General features: G+C 47.1%; 14 protein-coding genes. 6 read left to right on the top strand and 8 right to left on the bottom strand.

Going from position 1 to position 18,368, the window contains the following annotated elements; translation table 11 throughout:
• The 5 genes from uvrC to ABJ081_09330 all read right to left on the bottom strand — a co-directional run bounded on the left by uvrC (position 1) and on the right by ABJ081_09330 (position 5,341).
• Entirely contained in the window at positions 1-1,923 is a 1,923-nt protein-coding gene (uvrC, locus tag ABJ081_09310) for an excinuclease ABC subunit UvrC (GenBank protein ID MEP6356869.1), read from the bottom strand.
• Between the two features lie 41 nt (positions 1,924-1,964).
• Positions 1,965-2,729 (bottom strand): SDR family oxidoreductase, encoded by a 765-nt coding sequence (locus ABJ081_09315; GenBank protein ID MEP6356870.1) that lies wholly within the window; start codon positions 2,727-2,729, stop codon positions 1,965-1,967.
• A gap of 2 nt (positions 2,730-2,731) precedes the next feature.
• On the bottom strand, positions 2,732-3,688 hold the full coding sequence (locus ABJ081_09320) for a calcium/sodium antiporter (GenBank protein ID MEP6356871.1): 957 nt from the start codon (positions 3,686-3,688) through the stop codon (positions 2,732-2,734).
• A gap of 153 nt (positions 3,689-3,841) precedes the next feature.
• Positions 3,842-4,888, bottom strand: a complete 1,047-nt coding sequence (locus tag ABJ081_09325; protein ID MEP6356872.1) for a DUF1176 domain-containing protein — start codon at positions 4,886-4,888, stop codon at positions 3,842-3,844.
• A gap of 3 nt (positions 4,889-4,891) precedes the next feature.
• Complete coding sequence (locus ABJ081_09330; protein ID MEP6356873.1) at positions 4,892-5,341, bottom strand: hypothetical protein; 450 nt, start codon at positions 5,339-5,341, stop codon at positions 4,892-4,894.
• Between the two features lie 189 nt (positions 5,342-5,530).
• On the opposite strand from ABJ081_09330, the gene ABJ081_09335 reads away from it, so the two are divergent.
• Positions 5,531-7,645, top strand: a complete 2,115-nt coding sequence (locus tag ABJ081_09335) for a molybdopterin-dependent oxidoreductase (GenBank protein MEP6356874.1) — start codon at positions 5,531-5,533, stop codon at positions 7,643-7,645.
• On the opposite strand, the gene purN is transcribed toward ABJ081_09335, so the two are convergent.
• Complete coding sequence (gene purN / locus ABJ081_09340; GenBank protein MEP6356875.1) at positions 7,642-8,298, bottom strand: phosphoribosylglycinamide formyltransferase; 657 nt, start codon at positions 8,296-8,298, stop codon at positions 7,642-7,644. The genes ABJ081_09335 and purN overlap by 4 nt on opposite strands.
• Positions 8,298-9,368, bottom strand: coding sequence for a phosphoribosylformylglycinamidine cyclo-ligase (gene purM, locus ABJ081_09345; GenBank protein MEP6356876.1), 1,071 nt, complete (start codon positions 9,366-9,368; stop codon positions 8,298-8,300). Before purM ends, purN begins: the two co-directional genes overlap by 1 nt.
• Positions 9,369-9,563: 195 nt before the next feature.
• Between purM and ABJ081_09350 the strand changes: the two genes are divergently transcribed.
• The 4 genes from ABJ081_09350 (at position 9,564) to ABJ081_09365 (ending at position 15,191) form a co-directional block, all read left to right on the top strand.
• Positions 9,564-10,643 (top strand): AI-2E family transporter, encoded by a 1,080-nt coding sequence (locus ABJ081_09350; GenBank protein MEP6356877.1) that lies wholly within the window; start codon positions 9,564-9,566, stop codon positions 10,641-10,643.
• Entirely contained in the window at positions 10,643-11,323 is a 681-nt protein-coding gene (locus tag ABJ081_09355; protein ID MEP6356878.1) for a DnaA/Hda family protein, read from the top strand. The genes ABJ081_09350 and ABJ081_09355 overlap by 1 nt, the downstream gene beginning before the upstream one ends.
• 195 nt (positions 11,324-11,518) lie before the next feature.
• Positions 11,519-13,624: an RNA degradosome polyphosphate kinase gene (locus tag ABJ081_09360; protein ID MEP6356879.1), complete on the top strand. Its 2,106-nt coding sequence runs from the start codon at positions 11,519-11,521 to the stop codon at positions 13,622-13,624.
• Positions 13,625-13,661: 37 nt separating this feature from the next.
• Positions 13,662-15,191 (top strand): Ppx/GppA phosphatase family protein, encoded by a 1,530-nt coding sequence (locus tag ABJ081_09365; protein ID MEP6356880.1) that lies wholly within the window; start codon positions 13,662-13,664, stop codon positions 15,189-15,191.
• Here the strand turns inward: ABJ081_09365 and rnd are convergent.
• A complete protein-coding gene (gene rnd / locus ABJ081_09370; GenBank protein MEP6356881.1) occupies positions 15,177-16,340 on the bottom strand; it encodes a ribonuclease D in 1,164 nt (387 codons plus the stop codon). The genes ABJ081_09365 and rnd overlap by 15 nt on opposite strands.
• A 144-nt stretch (positions 16,341-16,484) precedes the next feature.
• Between rnd and aspS the strand changes: the two genes are divergently transcribed.
• Positions 16,485-18,266: an aspartate--tRNA ligase gene (aspS, locus tag ABJ081_09375; GenBank protein MEP6356882.1), complete on the top strand. Its 1,782-nt coding sequence runs from the start codon at positions 16,485-16,487 to the stop codon at positions 18,264-18,266.
• The last annotated feature ends 102 nt before the right edge of the window (positions 18,267-18,368 follow it).

Below are 18,368 nucleotides of genomic sequence, written 5' to 3' on the forward strand. Positions count from 1 at the left end.
TTAAGCGTCGTCGCTGTTCTCGTGGAAGAAATTATAAACCAGCCGGGCTGTGTGCTCGTTGATTCCATCCACTTCCATCAAATCATCCATACCAGCGCGTTTCACAACCTTAGCCGTTCCAAAATGCTGCAAGAGCGCGCGTTTACGAGCAGGGCCCACACCGACGATTTCATCTAGCGGATTTTTTATCATATCCTTTTTACGCCGCGCGCGGTGCGTGCCTATGGCAAAACGGTGGGCTTCATCGCGCAAACGTTGCACAAAATATAAAACTGGATCGCGTTCAGGCAACATGAAAGCTTCACGCTTGGGCATGAAAAATCGTTCACGCCCCGCATCGCGCTCAACCCCTTTAGCGATACCGACCAACGGCACACCTTCAACACCCAGTTCAGCAAAAGTTTCAACAACCGCACTTAACTGACCCTTGCCACCGTCAATTAATACAAGATCAGGCCAGCCGATTGCATCGTCATTGGTGAGGGGTGCATCACTGTGTTCGCGCTCTTGCTTACTTGTTGAATTGTCAGTGCGCGGTTGTTCTTTTATCAATCGTGTGAAACGGCGGCGCAGCACTTCGCGCATCATGCCGTAGTCATCACCTGGTTCAATGTCGACATCCTTGATGTTGAACTTGCGATACTGCCCTTTAACGAAACCTTCTGGCCCAGCAACGACCATTCCGCCCACAGCGTTCGTGCCCATGATGTGTGAGTTATCATAGACCTCTATGCGCTTTGGTGTTTCTTCAAGACCGAAGGCCTCTTTGACGCCCTCAAGCAGTTTTATCTGAGTTGATGATTCTGCCAGTTTGCGCTCAAGTGCTCTGCGAGCGTTATCTGTGGCTCCTTTGACAACAGCGCGTTTTTCACCACGCTTGGGAACAATGGCTACAATTTTATGTCCGTTCTTTTCGCTCAACGCTTGAGCCAATAGCTCGCGTTCATCAAAATCTTCATTCAGCAAAATCAAACGCGGGCAAGGCTTGCCATCATAAAATTGGCCAAGAAAAGCACTGAGTATTGTTGCTGGTGTGTCGGTTTTATCAACACGTGGAAAATAGGCTCGATTGCCCCAGTTTTGGCCGGTACGAAAGAAAAATACCTGCACGCAAGCCTGCCCACCTTCCTGATGGATGGCAAAAACATCCGCTTCTTCAGTCGATTGTAGGTTTATGTCTTGGCGGCTTTGTATCATCGCCAAAGAAGCCAGACGGTCGCGGTAGATGGCGGCACGCTCATAGTCTTGTTGGCTTGACGATTCTTCCATTTGGTTGGCTAGCCGCTGTTTAATATCGCTGCTTTTGCCACGCAAAAACTCGCTCGCTTCTTGAACGAGGTCACCATAATTTTCTAAACTGATTTCGCCAGTGCAGGGGGCTGAGCAACGTTTGATTTGATAAAGCAGGCAAGGGCGAGTACGGCTTTCATAAACACTGTCTGTGCAAGAGCGCAAAAGAAAAGATTTTTGTAGGGCAATGATGGTCCGATCAACTGCTGCGACGGCTGCAAAAGGTCCAAAATACTGCCCCTTACGCTGTCTGGCACCTCGATGCTTGGTCAATTGTGCGGCATCGTGGTCGTCGGAAATCAGAATATAGGGAAAGGATTTATCGTCACGCAAAAGTACATTGAATGGCGGATGAAACCGCTTAATCAAATTGGCTTCAAGTAATAGCGCTTCGGTTTCTGTCTTGGTGGTAACAAATTCCATTGTCGTAGTGGCTTGCACCATGCGAATGATGCGCGTTGATAGCCCTGCGGGTCTGGTATAGCTGGCTACTCGCTTTTTTAAAGCACGCGCTTTGCCAACATAAAGAACGTCACCTTTTTCATTGATCATGCGGTATACGCCGGGAGCATTGGGCAGGCGCGTGACAAAATCAGCAATCACCGCAGCGCCGTCTTTTAAGGTGCGCTTGATGCCTTCTTCGTTCTGAACTGCGTAATCTGTTTTATTGTCGCTCACTCAGGAATGCCTGCAATATCCGGTGTCTCCCAAGCCAGATGCTGCCCACCGTCGAGGCAAATCATCTGGCCGGTTATCGATGGTGTATCGACAAGATAGCGGATTGTGCGGCCAAATTCTTCTAGCTTTGCCCCTTTTTTCAACAAAATACCGTCGAGCTGCGCCTGAAAGTCTTCGGGGCGTTGTCTGGCGTTCTGTATCGTGGGGCCTGGGGAGATGGCGTTAACGCGGATAAGAGGGGCGAGAGACTGGGCTAGCGTGCGTGTCGCAACCCATAGCGTGCTCTTGGTGAGCTGATATGAAAAGAACTCAGGGCTTAATTTTAAAACGCGCTGATCAATGATATTGACGATATTGCCGTGCTCTGCCTTTGGCAGATTTTTTGCAAAGGCCTGCGTAAGAAAAGCAGGCGCAGCTAAATTGACGGTCTGATGGAATGACCATGATTTTTCGCTCATGGTGTGGATATCATCAGCCTCAAACACGGAAGCATTATTCACCAACAAATTGATGGGCCCGAGGGCATCGATCGCTTGTGGAATAATGGTCTTAACAGCCGCTAGGTCACTAAGATCCGCGGCTATAACGGCTGCCCGCCCACCGTTTTCATTGATTTCGTGTGCCAACTCATCGCCAGCAGCGCGTGATGAATTGCAGTGGATTGCAACAGCCCAGCCGTTTTGCGCCAGATTTTCAGTGATCGCTTTGCCTATGCGCTTAGCGCCACCCGTAATCAGAGCTGTTTTATAGGGTAGCGTCATCACTAAACCTCCAGTTTGAACACCATGAATAGATAAACAGCATATGACAAAAGCATCATCGCGCCAATGCGGCGGCTTATTGGGATGCATCGGAAAACAAATGGTAGAAGGAAGGCTGAAGTGCCTGCCATTACCCAAAGGTCAAACTGTTGAATGCGCTCTGGTGTGTAGATTGGAGTGACGAGGGCGGTCGTTCCAATGATTGCCAAAATATTGAAGACATTCGAGCCAATCACATTACCCATTGCAAGTTCTATCTGCCCTTTGCGAGCGGCGATTATTGCTGTTACTACCTCAGGCAATGAGGTTCCTATAGCTACGACGGACAAGGCGATTGCAGTTTCCGATACGCCTAACAGCGTAGCAATGCCGATGGCACCATTAACGGCCAGATGCCCGCCAATGGGCAGGCCGATCAGACCTATTACAAGAAATACACCAGCCAGAGTAAGATTGTCTGTTCTGCCGTCAACTTCGTCAAGCGGATCCTGTGTAGCAATACCTAGGGCGCGTTGTTTGCGCGAAAAAATAACGGAATCAGTAAGGAATACCGCCAAAAGCAATAACAATACGATACCGTGGATATAGGTGAAGGGTTGATACCAGCAGCAAGCGATAAATATGCCGGTCACAACGATCATGAAACCCGCGTTACGCGCAGATCCAACACCGCCGCAAGGGATCGCCTTGATGAGTGCGGGCAGACCAAGAACGAGTAGAATATTGGCGATATTACTGCCAACCACATTACCGATAGAAATGCCACCATGCCCAGTAAGGGCGGCTTTGAGCGAGATCATAAGTTCCGGCGCCGATGTGCCAAAGGCGACAATTGTCAGCCCAATTACGATACTTGGAATACCGAAGTGTTCAGCCAGAGAGACCGAGCCACGCACGAGAAGATCGCCAGCAACGATTAAAATGGCAAAGCCTACGATGAGATAGAGCGTGAATTCCATATAGGTTGAGCTATCCTGATAGTACTTTTGGGTGGCAATCTTTGTGACGCTTATAGCGATAAATAGGTATTGTTCAACCGATTGACATGTAGCTTTTGCTCACTACCCATAATTTTTGGGTATATGGATGATTTTTATGGCTTTTGCTGTGTTTTAAGGGATGACTTTGGGTGCAGGAAAAATGATTGGCCAATCATTATCTACCCCGTCGCAATCATCCTTTGCCGAAAATTCTATCATTTCGAATCTACCATCGCTTTTCCAGCCCCATTTGCCGCGTATGCCACAATCACCATGGCCGCGGCCTTTATGAAGCATTGTAAGCTCTTTACTCACAATGTCGTAGCTGACGTTTGAGAGGATATCCGTTCCAACCCAACCAGTGAAAGCTGAATAAGTGGCCCATAGTTGAAGCGTGGCAGTCTGGCTTTCTTTATCCACTAAGAAAACTCGAAAGCTCGTATTTGAAGCAGCCGCAAAGCAAGGGATCATCACAAGTGATGTTGCTTCATCGAGCGCTTCAACTGTCACGCCTATCCTGTAGGTTTGTTCTGCTGATACATCACAAAGCGATGGGTCGAGTGTCTTACGGTGCAGATTTGTCGCTATAGTTTCAGCATCGTGTTGAACAGATTTAGGTTTTTCAGTTGAGCGCTCAATAGGTGGTCCAACTGTGCGGCGTGACCCAACTCGGTTTTGTTCTTCATCAATCCACAAAAGCGCATTCGATAGTCCATTGAGGGAATAGCTTGCATTAATTTTTTGCTGATTTTTTGCACCAAACACAACAAACACGCGTCTGCTTTCAATCATGCGACGAAACAGAAGGTTCAAAGCGGATGTGTTGATTAAGAAAAACTCGTTTGCATTTGAAAAACTTGCGTAATCACGATTCGCTTTCAAGGTGTTACGGCGTTGGCCCGCAATGCGTAGGGATAAAGGGCCGAACTGAGAAGGATTATCCGCTTTGGTTTGGACCGATATTTCCCAGTTAGCTTTTTCATCATTATAGCGCCGGACTTTCAGTGCGCCCGCCGCATTGCTTTGATCTGGTGTGGTGGCTGTGCAAAAATTGTCATCCCCGCAAACGACTGACCAGCTTTGAAAGGTAACGCTCTCATTTGACTTGCTATAGGATATCGGTGCTATCAGAAATAATGATAAGAGGAGAGAGAGTTGAACAACCTTTGCTTTCATCATGCGCTAAAAAGGTACCCTGAGTGAGCGGCAATTATCGCCATGAGCGCGTTCAGGATCGTGTCCAGAAACGCAGAAATCTACACCTGGAGTGATAGATGCAATACCCTCACGCTCTTGGATAAGATAATAGAGTTTGGGGTGTGTGCCATTTGTCAGGTGAACATGGGCTTTACAAAACCGTCGGTCTGTCTCGTCTGATGGATTTGTTAAGTGATCTGTTTCTTTCACATGCTCGATGCGATCAAAGGCCAGCTCACTGTGTCTGTATTTCACATTAGTTTTGTGAAATCTCTTGGTGATTTTAGCCAATACTTTAGGGTTGTCACACAAAGGAACTTTGCCATCGCCTCTAATTTCCGTTGGCACAACAAAGCGTTCTTTTTCTTTGGCGATAGCACCGACCATAGGCGATGAGATGATCGAAAAAGCTGATAAAAAGATAATGGCGCGCATTAGATTTCTCGCATAATTAGATTCGAAAGTTTATATACCACAAAATACAGATTTAAACTTGCGCAATGTTGTTAAGGGTCCAATTTTTAAATTGAAAATTTGATATTGGAATATCGTATAGAGTATCTTATGGGATTATCGTGTTCATTATGACATGAACATCAAGTGCCCTGCAGTGAAATTTTACCAATGAATAAGAAATTAAACACAAACACTTTCTCATCAACTTGCCCGCATGATTGTCCTTCGACCTGCAGCTTGAAGATTGATCTGGGACCAGATGGCCGGATGGTTCGCGTGCGTGGAGCAGAGGAAAACACTTATACTGATGGGGTTATCTGCGCCAAGGTGGCGCGTTATGCCGAGCGTGTACATCATCCTGATCGATTGACAAAAAGCTACCGTCGAACTGGCGAAAAAGGGTCGGGGGATTTTCAGGAAATCACTTTTGATGCGGCCTTAGATGAAGTTGCTGAGACTTTTTTGAAACTGGCACAACTCCATGGCACAGAGACAGTTTGGCCCTATTATTATGCAGGTACTATGGGGCTCGTACAGCGTGATGCTATCAATGGACTGCGCCATAAGATGCGCTATTCTAGACAGCATAATAGCATCTGCACCACGCCGGCTTGGGCGGGTTATGTAGCTGGTACAGGCCGTCTGGGTGGGGTTGATCCCCGCGAGATGGCAAAAGCGGATTGCATTGTCATTTGGGGCACGAACCCTGTTGCGACACAGGTCAATGTCATGACCCATGCAATTAAAGCGCGTAAAGAGCGCGGCACGAAAATTGTCGTGGTTGATATCTATGAGACCGGCACAATGAAACAAGCCGACCATAAAATCATCTTGCGACCCGGCACAGACAGTGCACTTGCGGCGGCGATTATGCATGTGTTGTTTCGTGATGGCCTTGCGGATAGGGATTACCTTGAGCGCTATACGGACGACCCAAAAGGGCTTGAAGCTCACCTGACAGAGCGTACACCCCAGTGGGCTGCTGATATCACGGGTCTCAGCGTCGATGCAATCAATCAACTTGCGCATTTGATGGGGAGCAATCCAAAAACATATATCCGTCTTGGATACGGTATGACCCGTCAGCAAAATGGCACCTCGACCATGCATGCGATTACCTCCATTGCCGCTGTGACTGGCTCATGGCTCCATGAAGGGGGCGGGGCATTTCATTCAAACTCGGGTACTTATCCCATCAATAACAATCTCATTCAGGGGATTGATGCGGTTGATCCTGATATACGAACCTTAGACCAATCACGCATCGGCGCGGTTTTGTGTGGTGAGGCGGCAGATCTTTATGGTGGTCCTCCAGTACACGGCCTTTTCATTCAAAATATAAACCCAATGGTTGTAGCGCCAGACTTGCGCAAAGTACGGCGTGGTTTTCTGCGCGACGACTTGTTCACCTGTGTCCATGAGCAATTTATGACAGAAACGGCACTGATGGCCGATATCGTGTTGCCTGCAACAATGTTTAGTGAGCATGATGATATCTATCGTTCTGGCGGGCATACGCATTTGTCACTTGGGCCTAAAATAATGGATCCACCAGAAGGTTGTCGCTCAAACTATGAAGTAATCTGTGGTCTCGCCTCAAGGCTTGGTCTTGATGATCCGCTCTACAAGGTGAGCGCACGAGAGCAGGTGGATGTGATTGTAAAAACATCGGGAAAAACGGATTGGGATCAAATGCAAAATGATCCTTGGCTCGATATGGGTCTTGATTTTAATGAGGCGCATTTTATTGATGGTTTTAATTGGCCCGATGGCAAATATCGCTTCAAACCGATCTGGGATGATGTGATGTATCCGTTCCGCTCACCGGATAGCATGGGCTTGTTGGGGGATTTGCAATCGATGCCAGTATTTCCAGATCATTGGGATAATAATGAAGCTATCGATGAAACTCATAAATTCAACCTTGCCACATCACCGGCGCGTCAATTTTTGAATACATCCTTTACGGAAACATCAACAAGCATCAAACGAGAAGGGCGACCAACATTGCTGATCCACCCTGATGATGCGCGCGAACAGGCGATCAAGGATGGTGATGAAGTGGTGATTGGCAATGAACAAGGCGAAGTGCATCTGCATGCCAACCATTTTGCGGGTTTGTTGTGCGGCACATTGATTGCCGAAGGTGTTTGGCCGAACAAGGCTCATATTAAAGGTGAAGGCATCAATACGCTGATCACAGATCGTCCCATTGCCCCATTTGGTGGGGTGTCATTCCATGATTGTCGTGTCTGGTTGAAACGCGTTGAAAACCAAGCCTAATTCGGGTGATATTGACTATCTGGTACGCTCAACGCCTGATCGAGAAAGACGCGTTCTCCAACAATTTCGGCTTGCCCACTTGCTATCCATTCTAGGGCTTTGGGGTAAATTTCATGCTCTGACGCCAAAATACGCGCAGCCAATGTGTCAGCCGTATCATCCTGTGCGAGTGGCACAACGGCTTGTGCAATAATAGGTCCGACATCCATTTCTTCTCGCACAATATGCACTGTGCAACCTGAAAAGCGCACACCTGCATCAATCGCGCGTTGATGGACATGCAGTCCAGGAAACGAGGGAAGGAGTGAAGGATGAATATTGAGAATTTTATTGGTCCATTTTTCAATAAAGGCAGGTGTTAAAAGCCGCATGAAGCCGGCAAGGCATATCAGCTCGATATTGGCGTCCTTTAAGGCCTTATCCAATGCTTCATCAAATGCACTGCGTGATTCATAGTCCTTGTGCGGTAGCGTTCTTGTATCAATGCCAGCTTTTTGTGCGCGGGTTAGGCCATAGGCGTCCGCTTTATTGGAAATCACCAAGCAAATTTGTGCAGGAAAATTGGCCGCACTTGTTGCATCAATCAGCGATTGCAGGTTGGTGCCGCCACCAGAAATCAAAACTGCAACGCGCTTTTTGGGTGTGCTGGCCATTAGGTGAGGGACCCTTGATAGACAACAGATTCACCATCTCGTGCGTTTAAGCTACCAAGAGAAAACGCACTTTCGCCTTCTGCGTTAAGGGTGGTGATTACTTCATCCACTTTATCTTTGTCGACCACAAGCACCATACCCACGCCGCAGTTGAAGGTGCGCACCAGTTCCGCCTCATCAATCGAGCCAAGCTTTGATAGCCATTTGAATACGGATGGCAGGGTGATGGATGTGAGATCAAGGTTTGCCGCCAGATCATCCGGTAAAACACGCGGTATATTTTCTGTGAGGCCACCGCCTGTGATATGCGCTAGTGCTTTGACTGCGCCAGTTTTGCGAATAGCGGCCAGTGTTGATTTCACATAAATACGTGTTGGTTCAAGTAGGGCTGCACCTATTGTTTGGCTTTCATCAAAAGGCGCTTGGTCTTTCCAATTAAAACCATTGTCGCTCACAAGTTTGCGAACAAGTGAAAAGCCATTGGAATGAACGCCGGATGAGGCAAGCCCGATCAATGCGTCGCCCTCAATAATGTCTTTGCGGGGCAAAAGGTCTGTGCGCTCAGCAGCACCTACGCAAAAACCGGCAAGGTCATAATCCCCGCCTGAGTACATGCCTGGCATTTCTGCGGTCTCGCCGCCAATCAGCGCACAACCTGCTTGTTTGCAGCCTTCAGCAATCCCCGCGATGATGTCCGCTGCCTGCGCGGCATCAAGCTTGCCTGTGGCCAGATAATCGAGGAAGAAAAGTGGTTCAGCCCCCTGCACAACAAGATCGTTCACGCACATAGCCACCAGATCAATGCCCACTGTTGAATGAATGCCAGTTTCAATGGCTATTTTCAATTTGGTGCCAACACCATCATTGGCTGCAACCAATATCGGATCTGTAAAACCAGCGGCTTTCAGGTCAAATAGACCGCCAAACCCACCAAGGTCAGGATTGGAGCCAGGACGTGCGGTTGATTTGACGAGCGGCTTAATGCGGTCAACGACGTCATTGCCAGCATCAATATCGACACCTGCGTCTGCATAAGTCACACCCGGTTTGCATTCGTTATCGTTGGTCATATCTCAAGTCTGTTGGTTGATCGTACTGCCGCTTGAAACCCAAAAGTCAACAATGTGCAAGTGGTGATCGAAAAAATGCCCGCTATTCACCTGTTGTTTGTGAAAATAGTCTGCATATCTCTGGAATTCTTGACTGTGCTGGTTCAGCCAGATACCCAATTACTGAAAGAGTGTTCAGTATTCAAGGTGATAAAAATGGTCTGGCAGAGGCAAGCGATCTATTGGGTAATAGCTTTCGTTTTTTTTCTTGCTTTCATTTATGTGTTCTCAAGCATTTTATTGCCCTTCGTCGCGGGTATGGTCCTTGCCTATATTCTTGACCCGATCGCGGACAAGTTTGAGAAATGGAGCCTTAGCCGTATGGCTGCAACCATTTTAATTCTCATTATCTTTTTGTTTCTATTTTTACTGGCGCTTTTGATCCTTGTACCAATCATCGGCAAACAGATGATTGAGTTCATAGAGCATGTTCCAGGTTATATACGCTCACTGCAAGCCTTTTTCGTTTCAGACTGGTTTTCAGCCTTGACCGACCGTTTGCCTTTTGATGTGGCTGATTTGCATGCTTTGGTGGGTAATTTTGTCGATGATGGTGTGCTGTGGATAACGAAGCTCTTGGGATCTGTTTTGAGTGGTGGACAGGCACTGCTTAGCATTATTTCTCTTTTTGTTATCACGCCAGTCGTTGCTTTTTATCTGCTTTATGATTGGGATAATATGACAGCTAAGCTTGATGGCTGGTTGCCCCGCGACCACGCATTGACCATTCGCCGTCTTGTCGCTGAAATGGCGGATATGATCGCTGGATTCATAAGAGCGCAGGGATTGATTTGCCTGCTTTTGGGAATTTTTTATGCGGTGGCTCTAAGCATGACCGGATTGAAATTTGGTCTCTTGTTAGGGCTTGGTATCGGCTTGATCAGTTTTGTTCCATTCATTGGCGCGATTTTAGGAGGTATTTTATCCATCGGCCTTGCACTCGCACAGTTTTTGCCAGAGCAAAATTACATTATTATCGGGGCTGTTTTTATTATTTTCGTTGCTGGTCAGTTTTTTGAGGGCAATATCTTGCAACCGCGTATCATGGGTGATCATGTGCAACTCCATCCTGTTTGGTTGATGTTTGCGCTTTTTGCTTTTGGTTCGTTATTCGGTTTTGTCGGCATGTTAATTGCGGTGCCTGCGGCGGCATGTATTGGCGTGCTGGTGCGATTTGGTTTAGAGCGCTATTTGGGAAGTCATCTTTATCTTGGGGATGAAGGTGAGGGTGAGTGATGCAGTCGCCAATACTCTATAATCCTGTTCAGCTTACGCTTGATCTGCCTTATAACGAGGCGATGAGCCGTGATGATTTTATTGTCAGCGAAGCCAACCGTCATGCTTTCGAGTTTGTGAGTGCCTGGCCGGAATGGCCGGCAAATGTCGCTCTTCTCTTTGGGCCTGCGGGTTCCGGTAAAACACATCTTGCTAATATATGGGCGCACGAAGCGGGGGCGCAGCGCCACCGCGCAAAAAATTTGACCTTTGATACCATCAATCCGTGGCTAGAAACCGGCGCGCTTGTACTGGAAGATGTGGATTTTCACGCTCTCGATGAAGTAGCTCTTTTCCATTTGGTCAATACGGTGCGCGGTGGGCAGGGCTTTTTGCTGATGACATGTGAACAGTCTCTAAGTGGATGGACGCCCACCTTGCCTGATCTTGCCTCGCGACTTCGTGCAGCAGTGCCCGTCGATATAGGGGCACCCGATGATACGCTTATGCGGCAGATTTTCATAAAGCAGTTTGCAGATCGTCAAATTGCCATCGAAACGCACGTGATTGATTATCTAATCAGTCGCATGGAGCGCTCTTTGAATAGTGTGCGTGAAATGGTCTCTCGACTGGATGAAGCAGCCTTTTCACAAGGCCGCTCCATCACCAAAAGACTAGCGGCTGAAGTCGCAGACTTTTAAGAACAAATCATCAGTAAGCATAATGTCATTTAGATGACGCAAAGCTGTCTTATTCCGTTAGAATATGCATCAAATATTATGAGCCGGATGAACAAAACCAATATGGATGAGATTACACAAATAGGAGCTGATAAGCTTGATGGCGAGCCGAGTGAACAAGGCATAGCTATTGGCGAAGGACAAGATGTGGATCTGATGAACAGTCCCAAGCGCTTTATTAATCGTGAGCTTTCTTGGTTGCAATTTAATCGCAGAGTCCTCGAAGAAGCGTCTAATCATGGTCATCCGTTGCTTGAGCGTGTGTCTTTCATGTCAATTTCCGCCAGCAACCTTGATGAGTTTTTTATGGTGCGTGTGGCAGGCCTTATGGGGCAGGCGCGTGCAGGGATTAATCAGGTAAGTGACGATGGTTTAACACCGCAAGAACAGCTGGCTTCTATCCAGCGTGACGTTGCGGAATTGTTAGAAACTCAGCAGCATTGTTGGTCCCACCTTAAACAAGAACTCGCCAATGAACATATTACATTCATTGAAGATGAAGACCTTTCGCGTTCAGACCATGTTTGGCTCGAAAAGCATTTTATGGAAACTATATTTCCGATTTTAACGCCTTTGGCGATTGATCCAGCTCATCCTTTTCCGTTTATTCCTAATACGGGTTTCTCATTGGCGCTTCACTTGCAACGCAAAAGTGACAATGAAGAAATGATGGCGTTGTTGCGTTTGCCAAGCTCAGGACAGCGCTTCATACAGTTGCCCGCACGAGACGACGCCTCAATACGGTTTATCACGCTCGAAAAGACGCTCGGTCTATTCATCGCCCGCTTATATCCGGGTTATGAAGTTCTCTCTAAAGCTTCATTTCGTGTGATTCGAGATTCTGATATCGAGATATTAGAAGAAGCGGAAGACTTGATGCAGGTTTTTGAAACCGCTCTCAAGAGGCGACGCAGAGGCGTTGCTATTCGTCTTGAGATCGAAAACTCAGCGCCGGCATCTTTGCGCACATTCATTGCCGATAAATTATCAGTCGCCAGTGAAAATGTTTCAAGCGCACAACAATTGCTTGCGATGTGTGACCTATCTCAATTGGCCAAAATAGATCGCCCGCAACTCAAGTTTAAGCCTTATACGGCCCGCTTTCCCGAACGCGTGCGCGAAGCAGGTGGTGATTGTTTCGCGGCGATCCGTGAAAAAGATATGATTGTCCATCATCCCTATGAGTCATTTGACGTGGTGCTCCAGTTTTTGCGTCAAGCAGCAGCAGACCCCGACGTGGTGGCGATCAAGCAGACGCTCTATAGAACCTCAAATAATTCGCCCATCGTGGAAGCGCTGATTGAGGCGGCTGAGGCTGGCAAATCGGTAACTGCCTTGATTGAGTTAAAGGCACGCTTCGATGAGGAAGCCAACATTAAATGGGCCAATCAGCTGGAGCGCGCCGGTGTTCAAGTGGTCTATGGATTTATCGAGTTAAAAACCCATGCCAAACTTTCCTATGTTGCAAGACGTGAGGGTGGGCAGTTAGCGAGCTATTGTCATTTGGGTACTGGAAATTACCACCCAATCACCGCGCGTGTTTATACAGATTTGTCGCTATTTACCGCTGATCCCAAGGTTGCGCAGGATGTAATGCGGATTTTTAATTTAGTCACTGGTTATGCTGAACCACAAAATATGAATCAACTCGTTGTTTCTCCCTTTAACGCGAGGAGCTGTATTCTCGATCACATTGAAAATGAAATCACACAGACAAAAGTGGGTAAGCCAGGCCAGATCTGGATGAAAATGAATTCACTGGTCGATCCAGAGATCATTGATGCCCTTTATAGAGCAAGCCGTGCCGGTGTTTTAATAGAACTTGCGGTGCGAGGTATTTGTTGCCTCAGGCCACAAGTGCCGGGCTTGTCAGAAAACATTCGCGCTCGGTCAATTGTTGGAAGATTTCTAGAGCATTCGCGTATTTACTGTTTTGGCAATGGTCACGGGCTGCCCTCAAAAGAAGCTTCGGTTTATATCAGCTCAGCTGACTTAATGCCGCGCAATTTAAATCGGCGTGTCGAAACGCTGATTCCTTTGACCAATGAAACGGTGCATCAACAGGTCTTAGATCAGATAATGGTAGCTAATCTTCTGGATAACCAACAAAGCTGGAACATTTTAAGCGATGGTACGTCTAAACGGGTTGACTTACAGCCCGGAGAAGACCCATTCAATTGTCATCATTATTTTATGACAAACCCAAGTCTGTCTGGTCGTGGTCAATCACTCGAAACGCAGTCCCCAAGTGACATTATCTAAAAGCTCAAAACCAATTTCAAATCAGGATGAGAATTCCTTGGCTAATATCTCACAGGATTCCCAAAGCCATCTGGTTGGACATGGCCCGATATCTGTTATCGATATTGGTTCCAATTCCGTGCGTCTAGTGACCTATGAAAAATTGTCGCGCTCGCCTTCTCCTATTTTCAATGAAAAAGCGCTTTGCGGTCTTGGTAGTGGTCTTGCTGAAACCGGTATGCTTGATGAAGAAGCCGTAGAAAATGCAATCGCAGCACTGCATCGTTTTAAGGTGATCGCTGATCAGTTAGATTCTGTCGAGCTTTGGGTTATTGCCACGGCAGCCGCAAGAGAAGCCTCTAATGGTGCAGATTTTATCGAACGTGTATCAGAAATCTGCGAAGTGGAGCCGATCCTGCTCAGTGGGCAAGATGAATCTCGTTATTCAGCCCATGGTATTCTCTCTGGCTTTTATAATGTTGACGGTGTGATGGGGGACATGGGGGGAGGCAGCCTTGAACTCGCTGACATCAAAGGTGATCAAATTGGCCAGGGCATGACTTTTCCGCTAGGCGGGCTTCGCCTTCAAGATGTATCAGATAACAAGCCATCCAAAGCCTATGCTGTAGCGAGCGATCTTCTTGCAGATAATATGATATTGAAAGCGGGTAAGGGGCGTGCATTTTATGCTATTGGCGGCACATGGCGGTCATTAGCCTATTTGCATATGCGCCAAAACGATTATCCGCTGCGCGTACTTCATAATTATATAATACCCGCGAAGAAAATGGCATCGTTCTGCAAGATGATCATTGAGACTGAATCTTCTGACATAAAGATGATCGATGTCATTTCTAAAAATCGGGCATCGCTATTGCGTTATGGCGCTGCGGTCTTATTGAAAATAATCGAAGAGATGAGGCCGTCACATATTGTAACCAGCGCTCTAGGCGTGCGTGAAGGCTTCTTGTATGCACGATTAGACGATGCACATCAGGCAGAAGATGGATTGGTCGCAGGTGCTGAGACGTTGTCTTTGTTGCGTTCGCGCTCGGCTGACAACACTATGGAGCTTTTTGAGTGGACATCGCCCTTATTTAAAGCGGTGGGCTTTGATGAAACGCCCGAACAGTTGCGGCTGCGAAAAGCGGCGTGTTTGTTAGCTGATGTTGGTTGGAGAGCCCATCCTGATTATCGTGGTGAACAGAGTTCCAATACAATCGCTCATGCCGCCTTCGTGGGGATAGATCATCCAGGTCGCGCCTTTATCGCACTGTCTACTTATTTTAGACATGAAGGCCAGCAACACGATAAAGATTTGCCGCAGCTTTCTAAGCTACTAACAGATGAAGATATGCGCCTGCGCGCACGGCTGTTAGGGCTTTCATTTAGAATTGCTCATCTCATCTCTGCGTCGACAGCAGGCACGTTACTTAAAAGCGTCTTTGTAAAAGAAGGGGATATACTTATCCTCGATCTTGATAGAGAGCTTGCCGCACACGTGGGCGAACGCTTGATACGGCGCTTGAATCAAATTAAAAAAATCATTGATATTAATGTAGAAATCAGAATTTCAGACTTGGTCTGAATCCTTATTGACTCGTTCTATTGCAACCCGCTTGCCATTTATTTTCAAGGCAAGCTCTCCTCCTTTGATAGCGAGAGCTAATTCACCAAAAAGTTGGCGGCGCCAGCCTTTGAGGGCGGCTACATCCGCATCATCATCACAAGCTATTTGTTCGAGATCATCAACCGTTGCAATGACTTTTGCAGCAACTGCATGCTTCTCACTAGTCATTTTCAAAAGCACTTTTAACAAATCGACTACAGCACCAGACCCCTCAGGAGATTGTCTGCCTCGTGGCACGGGTTCTAGCTCTTCTTTTGGAATTTGTTGAGCGCGCTCAACGGCCTGTAAGAGGTGTTCTGATGTTTTAGAGCGTTCAAACCCACGAGAGATACTTCGAAGTTTACCCAATGCTGCAACGGTTTTAGGTTGCTGTGCTGCTATTTCATAGACCGCGTCATCTTTTATAACACGTCCACGAGGCACATCACGACGTTGAGCCTCAGCCTCGCGCCAAGCTGCTATTTCTTTCATGATAGCTAGCTCGATAGGTTTGCGTACTCGCATCTTCATGCGTTTCCACGCATTTTCTGGCTTGGTGAAATATGTGTCGACTGAATTGAGTACCGCCATTTCCTCTGAGACCCAAGATGAGCGCTCTTGTTCTTCCAGATTGGCTTTGAGTGACATATACACATCTCGAAGATGGGTTACATCAGCTGCCGCATAGGCAATTTGTTTGTCGGATAGCGGGCGCATTGTCCAATCTGTAAAGCGTGAAGACTTATCCACCCGATTGCCCGTGATGCGGAATACTAATTGATCATAACTGATGGAATCACCAAAGCCGCACACCATAGCCGCAACTTGGCTATCAAACAGCGGGCAAGGAATGACTTCAGCTAGATTATAAATAATTTCAACGTCTTGGCGTGCTGCGTGAAATACTTTCACTACAGATTCATTCTTCATCAGTTCGAAAAATGCAGAAAGATCGATACCATCGGCGAGAGGATCAACAATTACATCATATCCTGGACAAGCCATTTGGATGAGGCAAAGTTTCGGCCAATAAGTTGTCTCTCGGAGGAACTCCGTATCAACAGTAACAAATTCAGATTTATCAAGAACATTGCAAGCTTTCTGCAATGCCTCAGTCGTTGTAATCATTTCCATAAATCAGCTATAACCTAAAAAACCATCTTGTCCTAGTTGCTATTTAGTTCATCCGGGTTCTACCTGAGCCTTGACAAATTTAGCCGACAAGTGCACCTCACGCGCAACACTATTTCCATTGTATCAGGAAGAATGACTATGCATCGCTATAGAAGTCACACATGTGGTGATCTGAGAGCCGCCAACTCTGGCGAAACTGTTCGCTTGTCGGGTTGGGTTCATCGTGTCCGCGACCACGGTGGTGTTTTGTTTATTGATCTGCGCGATCATTATGGCGTGACGCAAGTGGTGGCTGATAAAGATTCGCCAGCCTATGCGATGATGGAAAGCGTGCGTGCCGAATGGTGCATTCGTGTCGATGGCAAAGTGAAAGATCGTGATGCCTCGTTAATCAACACCAAACTTGATTCCGGTGAGATAGAGATTTTTTGTGCTGAACTAGAAGTGCTGGGTTCATCAAAAGAACTGCCGATGCCGGTGTTTGAAGAGCCTGATTATCCAGAAGAAATTCGCCTCAAAAATCGCTTTATCGATCTACGCCGCGAGACTTTGCATAATAACATCATGAAGCGTTCAGCGATTGTTTCCTTCATGCGTGAGAGAATGAATGCGATTGGCTTCTCTGAGTTTCAAACGCCGATTTTGACAGCATCATCACCAGAAGGCGCGCGTGACTTTCTCGTGCCGTCACGGGTTCATCCAGGCAATTTTTACGCATTGCCCCAAGCACCTCAGCAATTCAAACAATTATTGATGATGTCGGGTTTTGACCGTTATTTCCAAATCGCACCGTGTTTCCGCGATGAAGATCCACGTGCTGACCGCCTGCCAGGTGAATTTTATCAGCTTGATTTGGAAATGAGTTTTGTCACACAAGAAGACGTTTTGACGACAATGGAGCCAGTTCTTCGCGATATTTTTGCGGAATTTGCCGAGGGCAAACCGGTAACGGATGTCTTCCCGCGCATTGGCTATAATGAATCGATCCGAAAATATGGCTCAGATAAGCCAGACTTACGTAATCCAATTGAAATGCAGGAGGTGAGCGATCATTTCCGTGGCTCGGGGTTCAAGGTATTTGCTGGTATGCTTGATGCTGATGAGAAAAATCAGGTTTGGGCAATTCCTGCGAAGACGGGCGGTAGTCGTGCTTTTTGTGATCGGATGAATTCTTGGGCGCAAGGCGAAGGTCAGCCGGGTCTTGGTTATATTTTCTTCCGTGATGAAGAGGGCACTGTTGCTGGGGCTGGTCCTGTTGCTAAAAACATTGGTCCTGAGCGCACAACCGCCATTCGCGAGCAGCTTGGACTTGATGCGGGCGATGCTGTCTTCTTTGCAGCGGGTAACCCAAAGAAATTTGCAGCTTTTGCAGGCAATGCGCGTACGCGTGTTGGTGAAGAGCTGAACCTCATTGATGAAGACCGCTTTGCTTTGTGCTGGATTGTTGATTTTCCGATGTATGAATGGAACGAGGAAGAAGAGAAGGTTGATTTCAACCACAATCCATTCTCTATGCCAGCTGGTGGGCTTGAGGCGCTAGAAAATGATGATCCATTGACGATTGGCGCCTATCAATATGACATCGTTTGTAATGGCTTTGAGATTGGTTCGGGTGCTATCCGTAATCACCAGCCTGAAGTGATGAAAAAAGCATTCGCTTTGGCTGGCTATGAAGAAAGCGTTCTTGAAGAGCGTTTTGGCGGTATGTATCGCGCATTTCAATATGGTGCTCCACCACATGGCGGCATGGCGGCTGGTGTCGATCGTATTGTTATGTTGTTGGTTGGGGCGCAAAATTTGCGTGAAGTGACGCTCTTCCCAATGAACCAACAGGCCCAAGATCTTCTAATGGGAGCGCCAAATGAGGCGACGATGCAGCAATTGCGTGAATTATCGCTGATGTTGAATGTTCAAGAATAGCTATTTTTTTAAAATGACTGAATTACTTAATTGTGTCTTAACCGGCGCAGGTTAGTCTTCTCTCTATGAGGTAGAGAACAGCGGCTGATCAGATTTGTTAAG

It is taken from the genome of Hyphomicrobiales bacterium, from assembly GCA_039989895.1.
GTDB lineage: Bacteria > Pseudomonadota > Alphaproteobacteria > Rhizobiales > JACESI01 > JACESI01.